The sequence below is a fragment of the Paenibacillus sp. Y5S-9 genome (assembly GCF_036894235.1).
GTDB lineage: Bacteria > Bacillota > Bacilli > Paenibacillales > Paenibacillaceae > Paenibacillus.
Map to the genome: position 1 here is coordinate 3,660,005 of NZ_CP145887.1, position 15,287 is coordinate 3,675,291.

A 15,287-nucleotide genomic window follows, 5' to 3' on the forward strand; every position below is an offset into this window, starting at 1 on the left:
CTAATCATATTCAATTTGTGGAATCTGAGACAACACGTTAATGAGATTGAGAACTTATTTAGTGACTTCGATCTGAAATTGATCGGAATATGATTTCAGGTTGCCAGCAAGGCCAGCGAGCTGCCCGGAGATGTTAGACAGTTCACTCGCCGATCGCTGCTGTTCCTCAGCACTGGCCGTGACTTCTTCAGCCATGGCTGAAGTTTCCTCGGTTGCAGAAGCGATATAGCTCAGGTGCTGTTCCACTTCCTGTCGAATGGAGTGCATATCCATCGTCCGGTTTGCCAAACGCTGAGCAAGCTCGTGCACTTCAGTCGATAATTGACTAACCTGTCTGAATGCCTGAAGGCAATCAGCGATCTGTTCTTCCTGTTCCTTGACCGCCACCATGTTCGCTTCAAAATGACTGCCCATCCGGTGGATTTCTTGAACAAATGAACTCAGGATCACATCAATCTCCTGGATCGAATGTTCGGACTGCTGAGCAAGCTGTCCCATTTCACCAGCAACGACAGCAAAACCTTTACCTGCCTCGCCAGCACGGGCTGCCTCAATTGAAGCATTCAGCGATAAAATCTGGGTTTGTTTCAGGATATTGTGGATTTGTCCACTAATAGAGGAAGCGAGTTCCGATTGCGTTGTTAGAGACCTGGAAATTTCCTGCTGATGCTCAACCCGCTTGGCATTCTCCCGGCCTTTTTCAAGCAGAACCTCATGTTCACGTGTAACTTGTACTTGTACGGCAGACAGTTGCTCTGAAGTATGGGTAAACTGTTGCACATAAGAACCGACTTCATCCATAATTTTGCCGAGATTCTCCGAATGCTGGACAGAATGTTCGGTTTCTTCTGCCTGTTTCATGGAGCCTATGGCAATTTCCTCAATAGCTCTGGAAAGTTCTTCGCTCTGACGCTGGTTCGTCTGAGCGGTTTCCGAAATATCTTTTGATGACTGCTGTAACGTATTTGATCCTTGCTGTATTCCCATCAGAATGTTCGTCAATTGCGCAACCATGATGTTAATCAAATCACTGATGTCACCGAGTTGATCATTGGTCATATGTGTGGATACGACTTTAAGATTCCCATCAGCAACCTGCTCGAGGCTTGACTTAATATCGCGTACTTGTCTAAGAATACCTCGTACTACGAATAACATCATGACCAAAGAAAGAATCAGTACAACCACAAAAATCGGGATAATGGTCTGATAGGCATTATTCACAGATGTCGCGGAGACTTGATTCACTGCTCCAGCAGAAATATCAATGCCCAGATAACCAATAACAACGCCTTGCGAATCCTTGATTGGTGTAAAGGAGGACAATAACTGGCCCCAGGTTGGATCGTCTACAATACCTGTTGTGATGACTTCTCCGCGTAATAAGCGTTCCTGAATCTGGGGGTTGAATTCCATGGCAGTCCCGTAAGGGCTATATTCAGTATCGTCCCAATCCGCTCCATCCACAGTGTAGCTCCACCCGTCTGAAGTTTTGTTATACATATAAACATACAAGGCACCCGATTGAAGCCTAACTTTAACGAGTTCGTCTCTAAGACGTTTATATTCGCTACTCTCCTCCGAAGCAGTAGAGGACAATGTCTTGATTAATTCAGATTCCTGGCCTAGTTGAGAGGCAGTATTCACGGCCAGCTGCTGATTGTTATGCTGCATGGTCATCAGTGACGCATTTTTACTGGAATCTATCGTGGTCCACATGATTAGACCGCCCATGGTCAGTAGTGGAACCAGAATGATCAAATACAGTTTGAACCTTAAATCCATCTTTTTTTTGCGAGTCTGTCTCACGTTCTGTTCCCCCTTGGATGTAATCAAAAAATATAGTTATTTGTATAACCCCATACTATTTATCGTAATATTGAAGGGGGAAATGAAGACTAACACTAAATTTGTATATACATATTCGTTGGAGAATGTGATCATTTGTGGTGCCAGTGCATTCAAACCGAATGTAAAAGTTACGTTTTGCATCAAGAAAAAAAGGCTCCACCAGCTTTATGCCAGTGGAGCACTTAATTTTTCTCTAAGACATTCTGTTCAATATACATACATACTCATGGATGTTTATTGCAGAAACGGTCGATATAATCTGAACATTGCCCAGGTTCATCTTCCATAACGAAATGACCAGCTTTTGGAATGACATGTAGACAGGCATGAGGGATGTCCTGGACAAGCCTCTTTGCATAAGCGAGGGGCTGCCATTCATCTTCTTCCCCCCATATTATTTGAACGGGGACTTTCAGCTTAGGTAAATCTGTTCCATAGGATTCAGTATATTTTGCATTATAGTGAGCTACCTGATGGGAGAAAAAAGAGGCTTTCCCCAGTGAACATGCATGGGGTTCCAGATATGCATCCAGTGTATCTCCAGTCATCAGCTCTTTATTATACACTGCCATGGGTAATTGTTTCTTTAGCATGGTATCAAAATCAGCACGGGGCATTTGTTCAACCTGTTCAAGCTGTTCTTCGATAATTTTCTTCCAGGTTGGTGAGGGCCACGAATCATAGCTAGGCATGTTGAGTAACGTAAGCGATTGTATACGCTCAGGTTGTTCCTGAGCCAGTTGGAGGCCAACAACTCCACCCAGATCGTGGGCTGCGACATGTAAACGATCCATTCCAAGTTCGTCTAAAAGCCGACTGAAAATCCTATATTGTGCTGCCACAGAAGTATCTGCTTCGATTGGTCTTTCGGATGCTCCATATCCAAGAAGGTCATGAACGTAGACTTTATACCCTTTTTGAACCAGAGAGGGTATTACTTTTCTCCATTCATAGCTATAGGACGGTGTTCCATGAAGGAGCCATATGGGAGAGCCTTCTCCATATTGCTCATAAGCGATTCGATATCCATTAATCAAGATGGATGACGTTGCTGCCGTTTGCATAGTGATTACTCCCTTCCATAAACGATTGAGATTAAAAATTAAATGGGCTCTTAATGAGCTAGATTGAATATAAACGTTTGCATTATATTAGTAAAATTGATACTTTAGATGAAAATGATCATTTTTAATGATGTTAAAAAGAAGGGAGCCAATGATGGAAATACGTCATTTGGTTACATTTATTACAATTGTGGAACACGAGGGATTTACCAAAGCTGCTGAGCATCTTGGATACGCGCAATCTACAATTACATTGCATATCAAGGCGTTGGAAGAGGAGATTAACTACCCTTTATTTGATCGAATTGGTAAGCGGGTTATTTTAACGGAGACTGGGAAAAAATTGTTGCCACATGCCCAAAAAATGCTTGATCTGTATCATATGATTAAGGAAGTGACTGCTGCACAAGGTGAATTAACGGGTAATATCGTGATCAGTATTGGGGAAACGTTGTTGATCTATCGTTTTCCTCCTATTATTGAAGAGTTCAAAAGATTGCATCCTCATGTCAATATCGAGTGGCACCAATTAGATTCCGTTCATTATAAAGAGAATTTGATGCAAGGTAAAAGTGATATTTCCTTCATGCTTGGGACAGAGGTACACGACCCCAATCTGTACAGTGAGAAATTGGCTGAGGAGCCCATGATGTTGTTGTACCCCAATTCGTTTGAGTTACAACGGGACATTGGGCGAAGCAATTTACTTTTTACCGAAAGAGGTTGTGGGTATCGCACATTGTTTGAACAATGCATTGAGGAGTATCAGATTGGGATTACATCCAATATTGAATTCTGGAGTATTGAAGCTGTGAAACAGTCGATATTGAGCGGGATGGGCATATCCTTGTTACCACGAATTACGGTAGAGAAGGAGCTGAAGGAAGAAAAACTTTCAGGTCAGCAGTACAAACAGAACCTGGCTACGCAGTTGTTATATCCCAAAAACAAGTGGATCTCTCCCCAAGTAGAAGCTTTTATCGAGATCGTTAGAAAGCATGCCTCCCTCTGGTAAGAAATGAGGAAACACGCGTTTATTCTAATATAAGGATTAATAGAGCCGCTATTGTAGCGGTTTTTTTCTTTTTCATCATTTGACAATTGTACTCACGTGTACTATATTGTACTTATTCAACAAGTACAATTAAGCACACAGTACAGATCTGTATTTTTAACAGGAAGACCGTGTTTAAAGTAAAAGCTAGGAGGAGAACGATGAAAAATGTACCTCGATTTGGAGTGGAGCATACTCAAGCGGAAAGTGCAGTAATGACACAAGTGATCACTGACAAAGAAACTGGAGTGCAATATCTACTAGCTATTTTCCCTAATGTTGGATCAGGACTTACCGTTTTACTGGATAAAGAGGGAAAACCTTTACTAAAAAAATAATCTAATCGGAGTAATGATATGGAGATTATCATAAGCAGCAATACAAGTAAGCCCATCTATGAACAAATAACATCACAGATCAAAGCGATGATTATGAGTGGTCAATTAAAGACTGGCGACCCCATTCCATCGATGCGATCTATGGCAAAATCTATTCATGTCAGTGTGATTACTGTTCAAAAAGCCTATGAGGATTTGCAGAGGGACGGTTTTATAGAGACTACCGTAGGACGGGGAAGTTTCGTATCCGCACAAAACAAAAATTTCTATCAAGAAGAAATTCAGCGCAAAGCTGAGGGACTTTTGCAAGAAGCCGCAGATATTGGGCGCACAAATGGTATTCCTGTCGAAAAACTCATCGAGTTATTAAAGCTATTCTATGAGGAGGAGTAAGAATCATGAATCATGCTTTGACTGTAAATGGACTGACAAAGGCGTATCACGACTTTGTTCTGGACAATGTATCGTTTCATGTGCCTCGCGGGTCGATTGTGGGGTTGATTGGCCAGAACGGGGCAGGAAAAAGTACAACGATCAATTCGATTCTTGGATTGAAAAACAAGGATTCCGGCACGGTGACGATTTTGGGCAAGCAGGATCAGGAAATTGATAATGCCGTTCGCAATCAGATTGGTGTTGTTTTTGACGGAAGTAATTTCCCGGAAGGATTATCACCTAAAAAGCTAAACCGTGTATTCCAAAATATCTTTGCAGCTTGGGATGAAGAAAAATACTATTCTTTACTAAATGAATTATCCTTACCTGCGGGCAAAAAGATCAAAGAGTTTTCCAAAGGGATGAAAATGAAGCTGTCTATCGCTGTCGCACTTTCTCACGGCTCCAAACTTCTGATCCTGGATGAAGCGACGAGCGGACTTGATCCTGTTGTCCGTGATGATATTTTAGATATGTTTTTGGATTTTGTGCAGGACGAAAGCAACTCTATCCTGGTATCCTCACATATCACAAGTGATTTGGAGAAAGTCGCTGATTATATCGTATTCATTCATAACGGCAAGGTTATTTTTAACAAACCAAAGGACGAATTGCGATATAAGTACGGGATCATTAAATGTGGTGCAGCACAGTTTGATGCTCTCGACGAACAAGATATAATCTCTTCCCGAAAGCAGGATTATGCTTGGGAAGTATTAGTTGCTGATAAAGATTTGGCACAAAAGAAATACCCGAATGCAGTGATTGATCCTGCCACAATTGATGATATTATGCTGTTGTATATCAAGGGGGAGAGAACATGAGAGGACTTATGCTTAAAGATTTCTATGCTATTAAGGATGCGTTGCTTATCCCCCTATTATTAATGGTCGTCATTGGAATCGTTTTGTCCGTCGTAAGCTCTCCTTGGCTTTTGATTGTAATCGCGGGAACCTCATTTGGAATGATGGCAGTAATGAGCATTCAAAGTGACAAAACAGCCCAGTGGGATAAATTTTGCGCAACACTCCCTGTCTCAAGGATTCAAAGCGCTTCAAGCAAATATGGTTTGTATGTGCTCCTTAGTTTATTTGGAATTTTGATTGCCACGATAATTTGTGTTATTGCTTCTATAATATTATCGAGCTTTGAGTTATCTGCTGTATATGTGAATGTATCCTTTGCGTTTATTCTTGCATTTCTTCCAGCCAGTGTGAATATCCCTAGTTCTTTTTTACTCGATGGAGAAAAAAGTATTGCCGGAATAATCCTTTCTTATGTAGTCACTGCCCTTGCCATTGCAGGATTAAGAACATTGCTAGGCTATTATATGAACATAGAAGAAAATCTACTTTTATTATACGGAGTAGTAGCTGCGTTTAGTGTTGTCGTATATATACTCTCATGGATCATATGCCCAAGATGGCTAAGCCGTAAAGAATTATGATGCAAAAACAGGTAACATTAATCAATATAGTACAACTGAATGTATCCGTTATCTCAGAGCCAGACGTTAAAGCGCAGAGCCGATGACCGCGAGCAGAATCGCAGTTGTCGGCTCTCTTTACATTCATTCATAACGTTCGATACTCATTTTTACACTGGAGGGCTAATAGACACGAAGTGAGGGTAAGGGCTAAAAATCGATTGTACTTGGGGGTAAACAGTGTTACTCTAAAAGTCTGTGTTCGACAATATATTCAATACTAGCCACCAATTTAGTTGTAAAGAAAGGTAACACTATGATAAAAGTTGAAAACTTATCCTTCTCATTTCCACAAAAGGAACTATATAAAAACATTTCATTTACGTTTGAAGAGGCACAACATTGTGCTTTTATCGGAACAAGCGGCAGTGGGAAAAGTACACTGATCGATATCCTGATGGATCCGGAACGATATTTGTTTGAGGGCAAGTTAGAGATAGACCCCGATTGCAGAATCGGGTATGTGAGTCAGTTTTTGCAAGTAGACAAAACAAAAGAAATGACCGTTTTTGAATATATCGCAGAAGAATTCATCAAGATACAAGATGAAATTACAGCGATTTATGCGGAGATGGCTACCACATCGGATATGGATTCCCTGATGGAAAAGCTTCAATTGGCTTTGGATGCTTTCGAGGCGATGGATGGGGATAATTTCGAAAAAAACATCAATAAACAGTTAAACCTTGCCAACCTCATGAAGCTCAAAGATCTTAGTATATCCGCCATAAGCGGCGGGGAATTCAAACTTATTCAAGTGATGAAGGAAATGCTGAATCGTCCAGATTTAATGATTATGGACGAACCTGATGTATTTTTAGACTTTGAAAACCTGAACGCGCTTAAAAAATTGATTAATTCCCACAAGGGAATGCTGCTGGTCGTTACGCACAACCGATATCTATTGAACCATTGTTTCAACAAGATCATACACCTAGAAAACACAGAGCTCCAAGAGTTTGACGGGCGATATATTGATTATAACTTCTCGCTGCTTCAGACGAAGATTGAGCTGCAAGAAATCGCGGTTGCTGAAGCTGAAGAAATTGAGAGATACGATCACATCATCGACAATCTTAGAGAGATCGCCACGTATAATTCGGAAGCCTCCAGAGGCAGAGCGTTAAAAGCCAGAGTCAAGTTTCAAGAGAGATTGGAAGCACGTCGAATAAAAGAGCCATTTGTCGATATCAAACAGCCGAATATCCGTTTTGGGATCGCTAAGGAAATGGAAGACACCGTTGTGGTTAACGTCAACAACTATAACGTTTCCTTTGACGAATTGCTTTTGGAAAATGTGAACTTTGAGATCAAATCAACAGATAAAGTAGCCCTGATCGGTCCTAACGGTACCGGGAAAACGACTTTACTCCGAGAAATCTTTAAAAACAATCAGGATTCCATTGAAATAAATGCTGATGTTAACGTGGCTTATTTATCTCAGATTCAAGGCGAAATGCTAAAAGATTCGAATACCATACTAAATGAATTCATTGATTCAGGGTTTCAAACGTATGACGAGATTAGATCGTATCTTCCAAACTATGGCTTTGAAGGAGAAATCCTTGATCAAAAGATTGAATCGTTATCTGGCGGAGAAAAAAACATGCTTCAATTGGCTAAAGTGTCTGCCAGTCAAGCCAACGTATTGCTTCTGGATGAACCGACAAGCCATTTAGACATCTATAGCCAAATCGCATTGGAGAAAGCTATTGAGGACTACAAAGGTGCGATTCTCATGATTTCTCATGATTTCTATTCGGTTGTCAATGGTATGGATTATGTTTTAATTATCGGGGACAAAACGATTAGTAAAATGAGTATAGAAGAATTTAGAGAGATGATTTATACGAGTCATTTTGATGAAAACTATCTAGAAAATGAACAAAAGAAAAAGTCTGTTGAAATGAAAATTGAATTGGCTTTAAAAGATACTAATTTTGAACTTGCAAAGAGTTTGGTTGATGAGCTAGAAAAGCTGATTAAGTTGCTTTAGACAAGGTGAATATTCCATAAATCTAAATCCCCCTGTATGTGGATTAATCCGCATACAGGGGGATTTACTTCTAGAAACAGCTAAACGAGCTGATTCGCTGCAGATCAATGCCGGTGTATAGCCAGAAGAAGCCATTCCAACGGAAGCCAGCCACCGAATTTCTACCTACAAATACCGGGTACATCCAGAAGCCGGGACCACGATCCGGCCAAATATATGTGTAGCGAAACAGACAGCCTGATATGGCTCTTGGATCTACCGCATATAACGAAGCGGGTTGCTGTGGAATGAATGATGGTGGCGGTCCGGTAGGTGCTTGCACGCCTTGTGGTCCGCCACCTCCACCCCCGGGGAACGATGGCGGACCAGGAAATCCGCCGGGTCCTCCTGGTCCTCCGGGACCCCCAGGGCCGCCGAACCCTCCACCAGGTCCAAAAGGAGGTAAAAATGTCATATCACATCACTCCTGTTCATTAGTCTAATGTATTGTATGTAGGCAATTGAGCAGGGGAATGGGTGAAAGCCTATAAAAGGCCGCTAATTTGGTCATAAGCTTGTCAGGCGCATATTCAAAATAGAGAAATGCTCAAGCATAATAGATTTATACGAACTGCAAAAATGCACTGGAAGCAATCACGGTGCATTCTCCTTTTAAGATGAGCGATAAGCCCAGAATTTTTTTGCCATTCATTTTGTTAACGAGTACGAAACTCCTGTGGTGTGCAACCATGATGCTTTTTAAATATTTTGATAAAATGCGGCGGAGCCAAAAAGCCAAGCGCCTTGCTGACATCTGCAATTTTGAGGTCTGAGTTCAATAACAGGTAAGATGCTCTGTTCATACGTAAGCCGTACAAATAATCACCTATCGTTTCTCCGGTGACCGTTTTGTACACCTTGGACAGGTAGACGGGGTGCAGGCCGATATAGTCGGCAATGACCTGAAGGGAGATGCCTTCTGCCAAATGCTCCTGAATGTAGGTTCTCACTTTAGACGTAATTTGTTCGTGCGCATTCATCAACTGGTTAGAAGCCTGCTTGCGCCGATGATTAATCATTTTCTCTGCCCAGCTATATATGCGTTGGCCGGATAACTGGCTTTTTTTCCGAAGCAAAAATTCGAACTCCTCCCCCAGCATTTCCTCTACCGTCGTGTCTTGAGATTTTAGTGAAATCGAGAATGTGGAGGACAGGTAGAGTAGTACTGTAAACAACTGATCGTGGGACAGTTCTTTGCCAACTTCGTTCAAAAAAAGAATTCTGGAAATTTTGCTGATGGCCTCATCCCAATTACCTGATTCCAGCAAGTTAGGGAGCAAGGGTGGCTCATACAAATTAATGAGATTTTGCTGCTCATGGGAATCCGCATCCTTTTTGTCCAACGTAATAAAATAGCTTTTGTTGCTACCCACATTCCGATTGATGGCTGACACGGAGGCTAAATACAGATCGGAGAGGTGGTCAGGGAAACATTGCTCTTTACTCAGACAAATGGAGATGGCTCCCTTTAAAAATTTTTGTACATTGTTTTGCAGTCTGACCGCGTGGGAGTCAACTGAATCAAGTGCATGAAGATCACTGTTTTTGATCAGAAATACCAGATATCCCTGCTCTGTAATACAATGCCACAGCTTGAACGGATGCTGAAACACTTCTTCGGCTATATTGGTTACAGCATATTCGAGCAAGGATAATGACCGAAGATCATAACCGGAGAATTCTTCCTCCATCCGAATGACCATCATAATAAAGGGGTCAGAGGACGCAAAGGGAATCTCCAGCATATTGAGACGCTCGGCCAGAATCTGATGGCTCATGGCTTTGTTCTGAAGGAGTTCCTTGAGAAGTTGATTGCGCAACAAGGGCATATTGGCGTGAAGGGCATGCTGAATTTGCTGAAATGAACTGATGCGCTCCCATTCGTGCTCAATATTGGCGATAGCCTTTGTTACAGCTTGGATGAGCTCATCGGTATTAATCGGCTTCAGGAGATAATTAGCAGCCTGATACTGAATTGCTTTTTGGGCATATTCAAACTCATCGTGACCAGACAAAATAATGCATCTAATTTTACTGGAGAATCGTCGAATCTCCAAAATAAGCTCCAACCCGTCCATTTCAGGCATGCGAATATCGGTAATCATGATATCAACAGCGTATTTGGAAGCGATATCGAGAGCCTCCGCAGCAGAGTAAGCTCTATGTACTTCCTGGATGCCATAATCTTCCCAGGGAATTGTCAGCGCGAGACTATCAACAACCGATTTCTCGTCATCCACTATTAATAAACCGTACAAGCTAATTCCCCCTCTATAGACAAGCTGTTACAACACTTATTGTATTGTATGATGGCCGAACTATCATTTCAATGCATGCAGCCTCGGCTAACCTGTAATCTTAAGAAAACGATACAGATGTTCAGATATACTTATGCGAATTAGCGTTGCAAGTGGCCAGCGAGGCATGAGAGATCTTTCTTTTTATTCGGATTGCGTTATATCACATTAAGAAAGCGCTATTTCATGTCATTAAACCAACCAGTACTATTAAAAAGAGAACTAAACTCAAGCCCTATAATATTATGCGGGACCTTACATAGCCGTATTACATGTCAAGGATACCTGCCGATAGATGAAGGAGTGTCTGGATAATGAATCGTGATATCAAGCAAATTGTGAAACAGTTAACCTTAAACGAAAAGGCAACACTCTGCTCAGGTAGCAGCTTTTGGACAACGCATGCTGTAGAACGTTTGGATATTCCATCCATTATGATGACGGATGGTCCTCATGGATTGCGCAAGCAAGCAGGTGATGCCGACCATTTGGGACTGAATGCAAGTGTACCCTCCACTTGTTTTCCCTCGGCGGTTGGGCTGGCCAGCTCCTGGAACCGGGATCTTGTACAGCTTGTCGGGGAAACCATTGGTAGAGAGGCGCAGGCGGAGGATGTCGCCATTCTGCTCGGCCCAGGGGCGAACATCAAGCGTTCCCCGTTGTGCGGGCGCAACTTCGAATATTTCTCAGAGGACCCTTACCTGACGGGTGAGCTGGCTGCAGCTCATATCTCAGGTGTGCAAAGCCAAGGTGTGGGTACCTCACTTAAGCATTTTGCAGTGAACAATCAGGAGCATCGCCGGATGACTACCGATGCGGTGGTCGATGAACGGACATTAAGAGAAATCTATCTGACAGGCTTTGAGAAAGCGGTCAAGCAGGCGCAGCCATGGACAGTAATGTCTTCTTACAATAGAGTGAATGGAACATATGCATCGGAGAATGAATATTTGCTGAATACCATTTTGAAGGAAGAATGGGGACATGAGGGCTTTGTTGTGACAGACTGGTCCGCAGTGAATGAGATCGCAGCCAGCATCGCTGCGGGACTTGGACTGGAGATGCCTTCCTCCAACGGAGAAGGACCACGCAAAATTGTGGAGGCGGTGAATGGCGGCGAGTTATCCGAAGAAAAGCTTGATCAAGCCGTGGAACGGTTGTTAGCTATTATTTTCAAGGCGGCAGAAAATAAACGTCCAGAAGCAACCTTTGATTCTGAGCAGCATCATCAGATTGCTAGAGAGGTAGCAAGAGAAACGATGGTGTTGTTGAAAAACGAGGACGATATTCTTCCGCTGAGCAAGAATAGCCGCATCGCCGTTATCGGAGAGCTGGCTGAGAAGGTCAGATATCAGGGCGGTGGTAGCTCGCATATCCATCCGACTAAACTGGACAGCGCTTATGAACAGATGGTTTTACTTGCTGAAGCGGATGCATCGGTGACTTATGCTGCGGGCTATAAGCTTGCTTCAGATGAAAGTGACTCGTTATTGATGAAGGAAGCCATCGAGACGGCCAAAGCAGCGGAAGTCGCTGTGCTGTTCATCGGTCTGCCTGACCGCTATGAATCGGAAGGATATGATCGGTCTCACATGGACATTCCAGCTAACCAATCGGCGCTAATCAAAGCCGTTGCAGCAGAGCAGCCTAACCTTGTTGTTGTGTTAAGCAATGGATCACCGATTGTGATGCCATGGCTTGATGATGTGAAGGGAGTACTGGAGGCGTATCTGGGTGGTCAAGCAGCTGGAGGAGCAATGGCGGATTTGTTGTTCGGAGAAACCAACCCAAGCGGTAAGCTGGCGGAAACGTTCCCGCAATCGATGCATCATAACCCTTCGGCTCTGTTCTTCCCCGGAGACGGAGATCGTGTGGAATACCGTGAAGGCATATATGTTGGTTATCGCTACTATGATCGCAAGGACATTGAACCGTTGTTCACGTTTGGTTACGGATTGAGCTATACGCAGTTTGAATATACCGGTCTGAGCCTGAGCGATACACAGTTCGAGGATACGGATCGGGTTACGGTAACTGTTACGATTCGAAACACGGGCACTCGTTACGGCCAAGAGGTTGTGCAATTGTATGTGCGGGATCAGCAAACCGTAGTAAGTCGTCCGGACAAGGAACTGAAAGGTTTTGCCAAAATCGGACTGGAGCCAGGTGCTGAGGGCAGCGTTTCCTTCACACTGGACAAACGCAGTTTTGCCTATTACAACGTTGATTTGATGGATTGGCATGTAGAGAGTGGCTCCTATGATATTTTGATTGGCTCATCCTCTCGTTCCATTCTGCTGCAACAGACGGTCAACGTGGAGTCCACGACAACCGCGCCAGTACCTACCTTTGACCGTAATACAACGCTGGGTGAGCTGCTCGCCAATCCAAAAACGATGGCTGTCATGAGTCAATTACAGGGACTGGCTCCACAGGGAGCGGAAGAGGCCCAATCCGATGCCATATCCTCCGAGATGATTCAGGCATCCATGAAATATATGCCGCTTCGTGCGTTGATTCCGTTTACGGGAGGCGCTCTTACAGAGGAAACTCTTTCCCAGTTGCTTGCTGGATTAAATGCCGCTGTTCGTCAGTAAAACACTACACAGCAGCTTTCACTATACAACATCGAAAAACGCTCATAAGTCATGACTTATGAGCGTTTTTCATTTAAGATGTTATGGGACGTTAGCTCATGCACGAAAGGGCATGCACCAACGTACATACAAAAGGACAACCATCCGTAATATAATCATTGGAGAAGAGGTGAACTTATGAATGAGAGGACGGAACGATCCAGCTTCTTGCAAATGAGCGAGGATGCCGAGGATGACCGAATCGCTTCATCCAGACTTCCCATTGCGTTATGGATTTTAATGGTCACTATGGTTACGGTAGCGATGCAAACCTTGTTAGAACCGTTGCTGTTGCCCAGCCTGTTTTTTGTATGCTTGATGGCGGCGCATATTCAGTTATACTGGCGAGTGAGCAGGTTGATTCAGGTATCCAAGGTGTTATATCTGATTCTTCAGGCCGGCTTGATTTTCGGGAGCGCTGCCTTGATGCCAGATGGTCTTCCCGTTGTACTCATTGGTCTGATTCCCGTATTGATTGGACAGACCGTAGCTATTTTGTTTGAACCCAAAAAGGTTGTTTTTTTTGCGTTTGTACTCTATTTCCTTTTCTGTCTGGTTACGCTTTGGATTAAGGATGCTAAGGATCTTGCACTGTTTATCCCCTTGTTATTCCTGATGATTGTTGTGGTAATGGCCTATGCTATTCTGTACTACAGGCAGGTTAATGCCCGGGTGCGCACACAAACGTTTTTGCGCGATCTGGAGCTGACACATCAGAAAGTCGAGGAGCTTACACTCGCTAACGAGCGCCAACGTATGGCGAGAGATTTACATGATACACTCGCTCAGGGACAGGCAGGTCTCATTATGCAGCTTGAAGCCGTGGATGCATACCTCAGCCGGGGAAACATCCAGCGTGCTCACGAGATTGTTCTGACATCGATGGGGCAAGCTCGGCAAACGTTGGGTGATGCAAGAAAAGCAATTGATGACTTGCGAACAAGGGCTACTCCAGTGTTTGATTTCAACGAGGCAGTACAAGACCAATTACAACGCTTTCGAATTGCTACAGGCGTTCAAATCCAACTGGAGTTGCAGGTTCATTCCGCTCTGACCGGGTTTACGATGGAACATGTATTACATATTTTGAGTGAAACACTTATGAATGTGGCACGACATGCCCACGCCGATCAGGTTCATATATCCATTATAGAAATCTCCGACTCACTCCAAATGGTGATTAGGGACAATGGCAGAGGATTCAATACAGTAACTATCGGAAAAAAGACCGGGCATTACGGGCTCATTGGTATTTACGAACGAGCCAGACTCATCGGAGGACAGATTCAGGTTGAAAGCAGCGATACGGGTACATGTATAACCTTATCTATACCATTTTGAATAGAAGGGAGGACATAAACAATGAGTCATAAAGTTCTGATTGTAGATGACCACTGGGTTGTACGTGAAGGCATCAAAATGATTTTGGGGACGGACGACAATTATGAAGTGATTGGCGAGGCTGAAGAGGGACACACGGCGCTGGAGCTGATGCAGAAACTTCAGCCTGATGTCATCCTAATGGACCTGAACATGCCTGGCGGCTTGAGCGGTCTGGATACGTTGAAACAGATGAACGTAGAACAAATCAACATTCCGGTTATTATATTGACGACCTACAATGAGGATGAACTGATGATCAATGGGCTTGGGCTGGGGGCCAAAGGGTATTTGCTCAAGGATACAAGTCGTGATCATTTATTCCGTACGCTGGAGTCGGCCCTTCGCGGTGAAACATTGCTGCAACCTGAAATTTCGGCAAGGGTATTTGCCTTTCACCAGAAGCCGGCGGTAGTGCACAAGCACAAAGATACATTACTGACAGAAAAAGAACTTATAATTCTTCAGGCAGTCGCTCGCGGACTGCGAAGCAAGGAGATCGCATTTGATATGGGCATTGCAGAACGAACAGTAAAAGCTCAGCTGACTAATATCTATAATAAGCTGGGGGTAGACTCGCGCTCCGAAGCGGTTGCTGTATCCGTAGAGAGAGGCATTCTGCATCTGTAGAATATAGAATAATGTTGTAGGTTTCAAAGGGCAGCCTGTACGCAGGCTGCCCTTTGGTTCTACCCGATTGTACATGAAGGG

Annotated in this window: 13 protein-coding genes; 9 read left to right on the forward strand and 4 right to left on the reverse strand. The window is 43.5% G+C overall.

Annotation, left to right across the window (positions count from 1 at the left end; all coding sequences use genetic code 11):
* Positions 1–54: 54 nt before the first annotated feature.
* Together V6669_RS16145 and V6669_RS16150 are read right to left on the reverse strand one after the other, a co-directional pair.
* The gene (locus V6669_RS16145) at positions 55–1,809 is read right to left on the reverse strand and encodes a methyl-accepting chemotaxis protein (RefSeq protein WP_338586902.1); all 1,755 of its coding nucleotides are present in this window, start codon (positions 1,807–1,809) and stop codon (positions 55–57) included.
* Between the two features lie 266 nt (positions 1,810–2,075).
* Entirely contained in the window at positions 2,076–2,915 is an 840-nt protein-coding gene (locus V6669_RS16150; protein ID WP_338586903.1) for an alpha/beta hydrolase, read from the reverse strand.
* 151 nt (positions 2,916–3,066) lie between these two features.
* Here V6669_RS16150 and V6669_RS16155 point away from each other — a divergent pair, with 151 nt between their 5' ends.
* The 6 genes from V6669_RS16155 (at position 3,067) to V6669_RS16180 (ending at position 8,224) form a co-directional block, all read left to right on the forward strand.
* Entirely contained in the window at positions 3,067–3,930 is an 864-nt protein-coding gene (locus tag V6669_RS16155) for a LysR family transcriptional regulator (RefSeq protein WP_338586904.1), read from the forward strand.
* Between the two features lie 200 nt (positions 3,931–4,130).
* Positions 4,131–4,307, forward strand: coding sequence for a DUF6440 family protein (locus tag V6669_RS16160; protein WP_338586905.1), 177 nt, complete (start codon positions 4,131–4,133; stop codon positions 4,305–4,307).
* Positions 4,308–4,325: 18 nt separating this feature from the next.
* Positions 4,326–4,700 (forward strand): GntR family transcriptional regulator, encoded by a 375-nt coding sequence (locus V6669_RS16165; protein WP_338586907.1) that lies wholly within the window; start codon positions 4,326–4,328, stop codon positions 4,698–4,700.
* Positions 4,701–4,705: 5 nt separating this feature from the next.
* Positions 4,706–5,566, forward strand: a complete 861-nt coding sequence (locus V6669_RS16170) for an ABC transporter ATP-binding protein (protein ID WP_338586908.1) — start codon at positions 4,706–4,708, stop codon at positions 5,564–5,566.
* Positions 5,563–6,189 carry an ABC-2 transporter permease gene (locus V6669_RS16175; RefSeq protein WP_338586909.1) on the forward strand — a complete coding sequence of 209 codons (627 nt, stop codon included), beginning with the start codon at positions 5,563–5,565 and terminating at the stop codon, positions 6,187–6,189. The genes V6669_RS16170 and V6669_RS16175 overlap by 4 nt, the downstream gene beginning before the upstream one ends.
* Before the next feature lie 295 nt (positions 6,190–6,484).
* On the forward strand, positions 6,485–8,224 hold the full coding sequence (locus V6669_RS16180) for an ATP-binding cassette domain-containing protein (protein WP_338586910.1): 1,740 nt from the start codon (positions 6,485–6,487) through the stop codon (positions 8,222–8,224).
* Between the two features lie 70 nt (positions 8,225–8,294).
* On the opposite strand, the gene V6669_RS16185 is transcribed toward V6669_RS16180, so the two are convergent.
* Both V6669_RS16185 and V6669_RS16190 read right to left on the reverse strand, forming a co-directional pair.
* Positions 8,295–8,678 carry a hypothetical protein gene (locus tag V6669_RS16185; RefSeq protein ID WP_047843165.1) on the reverse strand — a complete coding sequence of 128 codons (384 nt, stop codon included), beginning with the start codon at positions 8,676–8,678 and terminating at the stop codon, positions 8,295–8,297.
* A gap of 241 nt (positions 8,679–8,919) precedes the next feature.
* Positions 8,920–10,521, reverse strand: a complete 1,602-nt coding sequence (locus V6669_RS16190; RefSeq protein ID WP_338586911.1) for a response regulator — start codon at positions 10,519–10,521, stop codon at positions 8,920–8,922.
* A 353-nt stretch (positions 10,522–10,874) separates the two neighbouring features.
* On the opposite strand from V6669_RS16190, the gene V6669_RS16195 reads away from it, so the two are divergent.
* The 3 genes from V6669_RS16195 (at position 10,875) to V6669_RS16205 (ending at position 15,206) form a co-directional block, all read left to right on the forward strand.
* The gene (locus V6669_RS16195; protein ID WP_338586912.1) at positions 10,875–13,157 is read left to right on the forward strand and encodes a glycoside hydrolase family 3 C-terminal domain-containing protein; all 2,283 of its coding nucleotides are present in this window, start codon (positions 10,875–10,877) and stop codon (positions 13,155–13,157) included.
* A 177-nt stretch (positions 13,158–13,334) separates the two neighbouring features.
* Positions 13,335–14,537, forward strand: coding sequence for a sensor histidine kinase (locus V6669_RS16200; protein ID WP_338586914.1), 1,203 nt, complete (start codon positions 13,335–13,337; stop codon positions 14,535–14,537).
* Between the two features lie 21 nt (positions 14,538–14,558).
* Positions 14,559–15,206, forward strand: a complete 648-nt coding sequence (locus V6669_RS16205; protein WP_338586915.1) for a response regulator transcription factor — start codon at positions 14,559–14,561, stop codon at positions 15,204–15,206.
* Positions 15,207–15,287 lie beyond the last annotated feature (81 nt).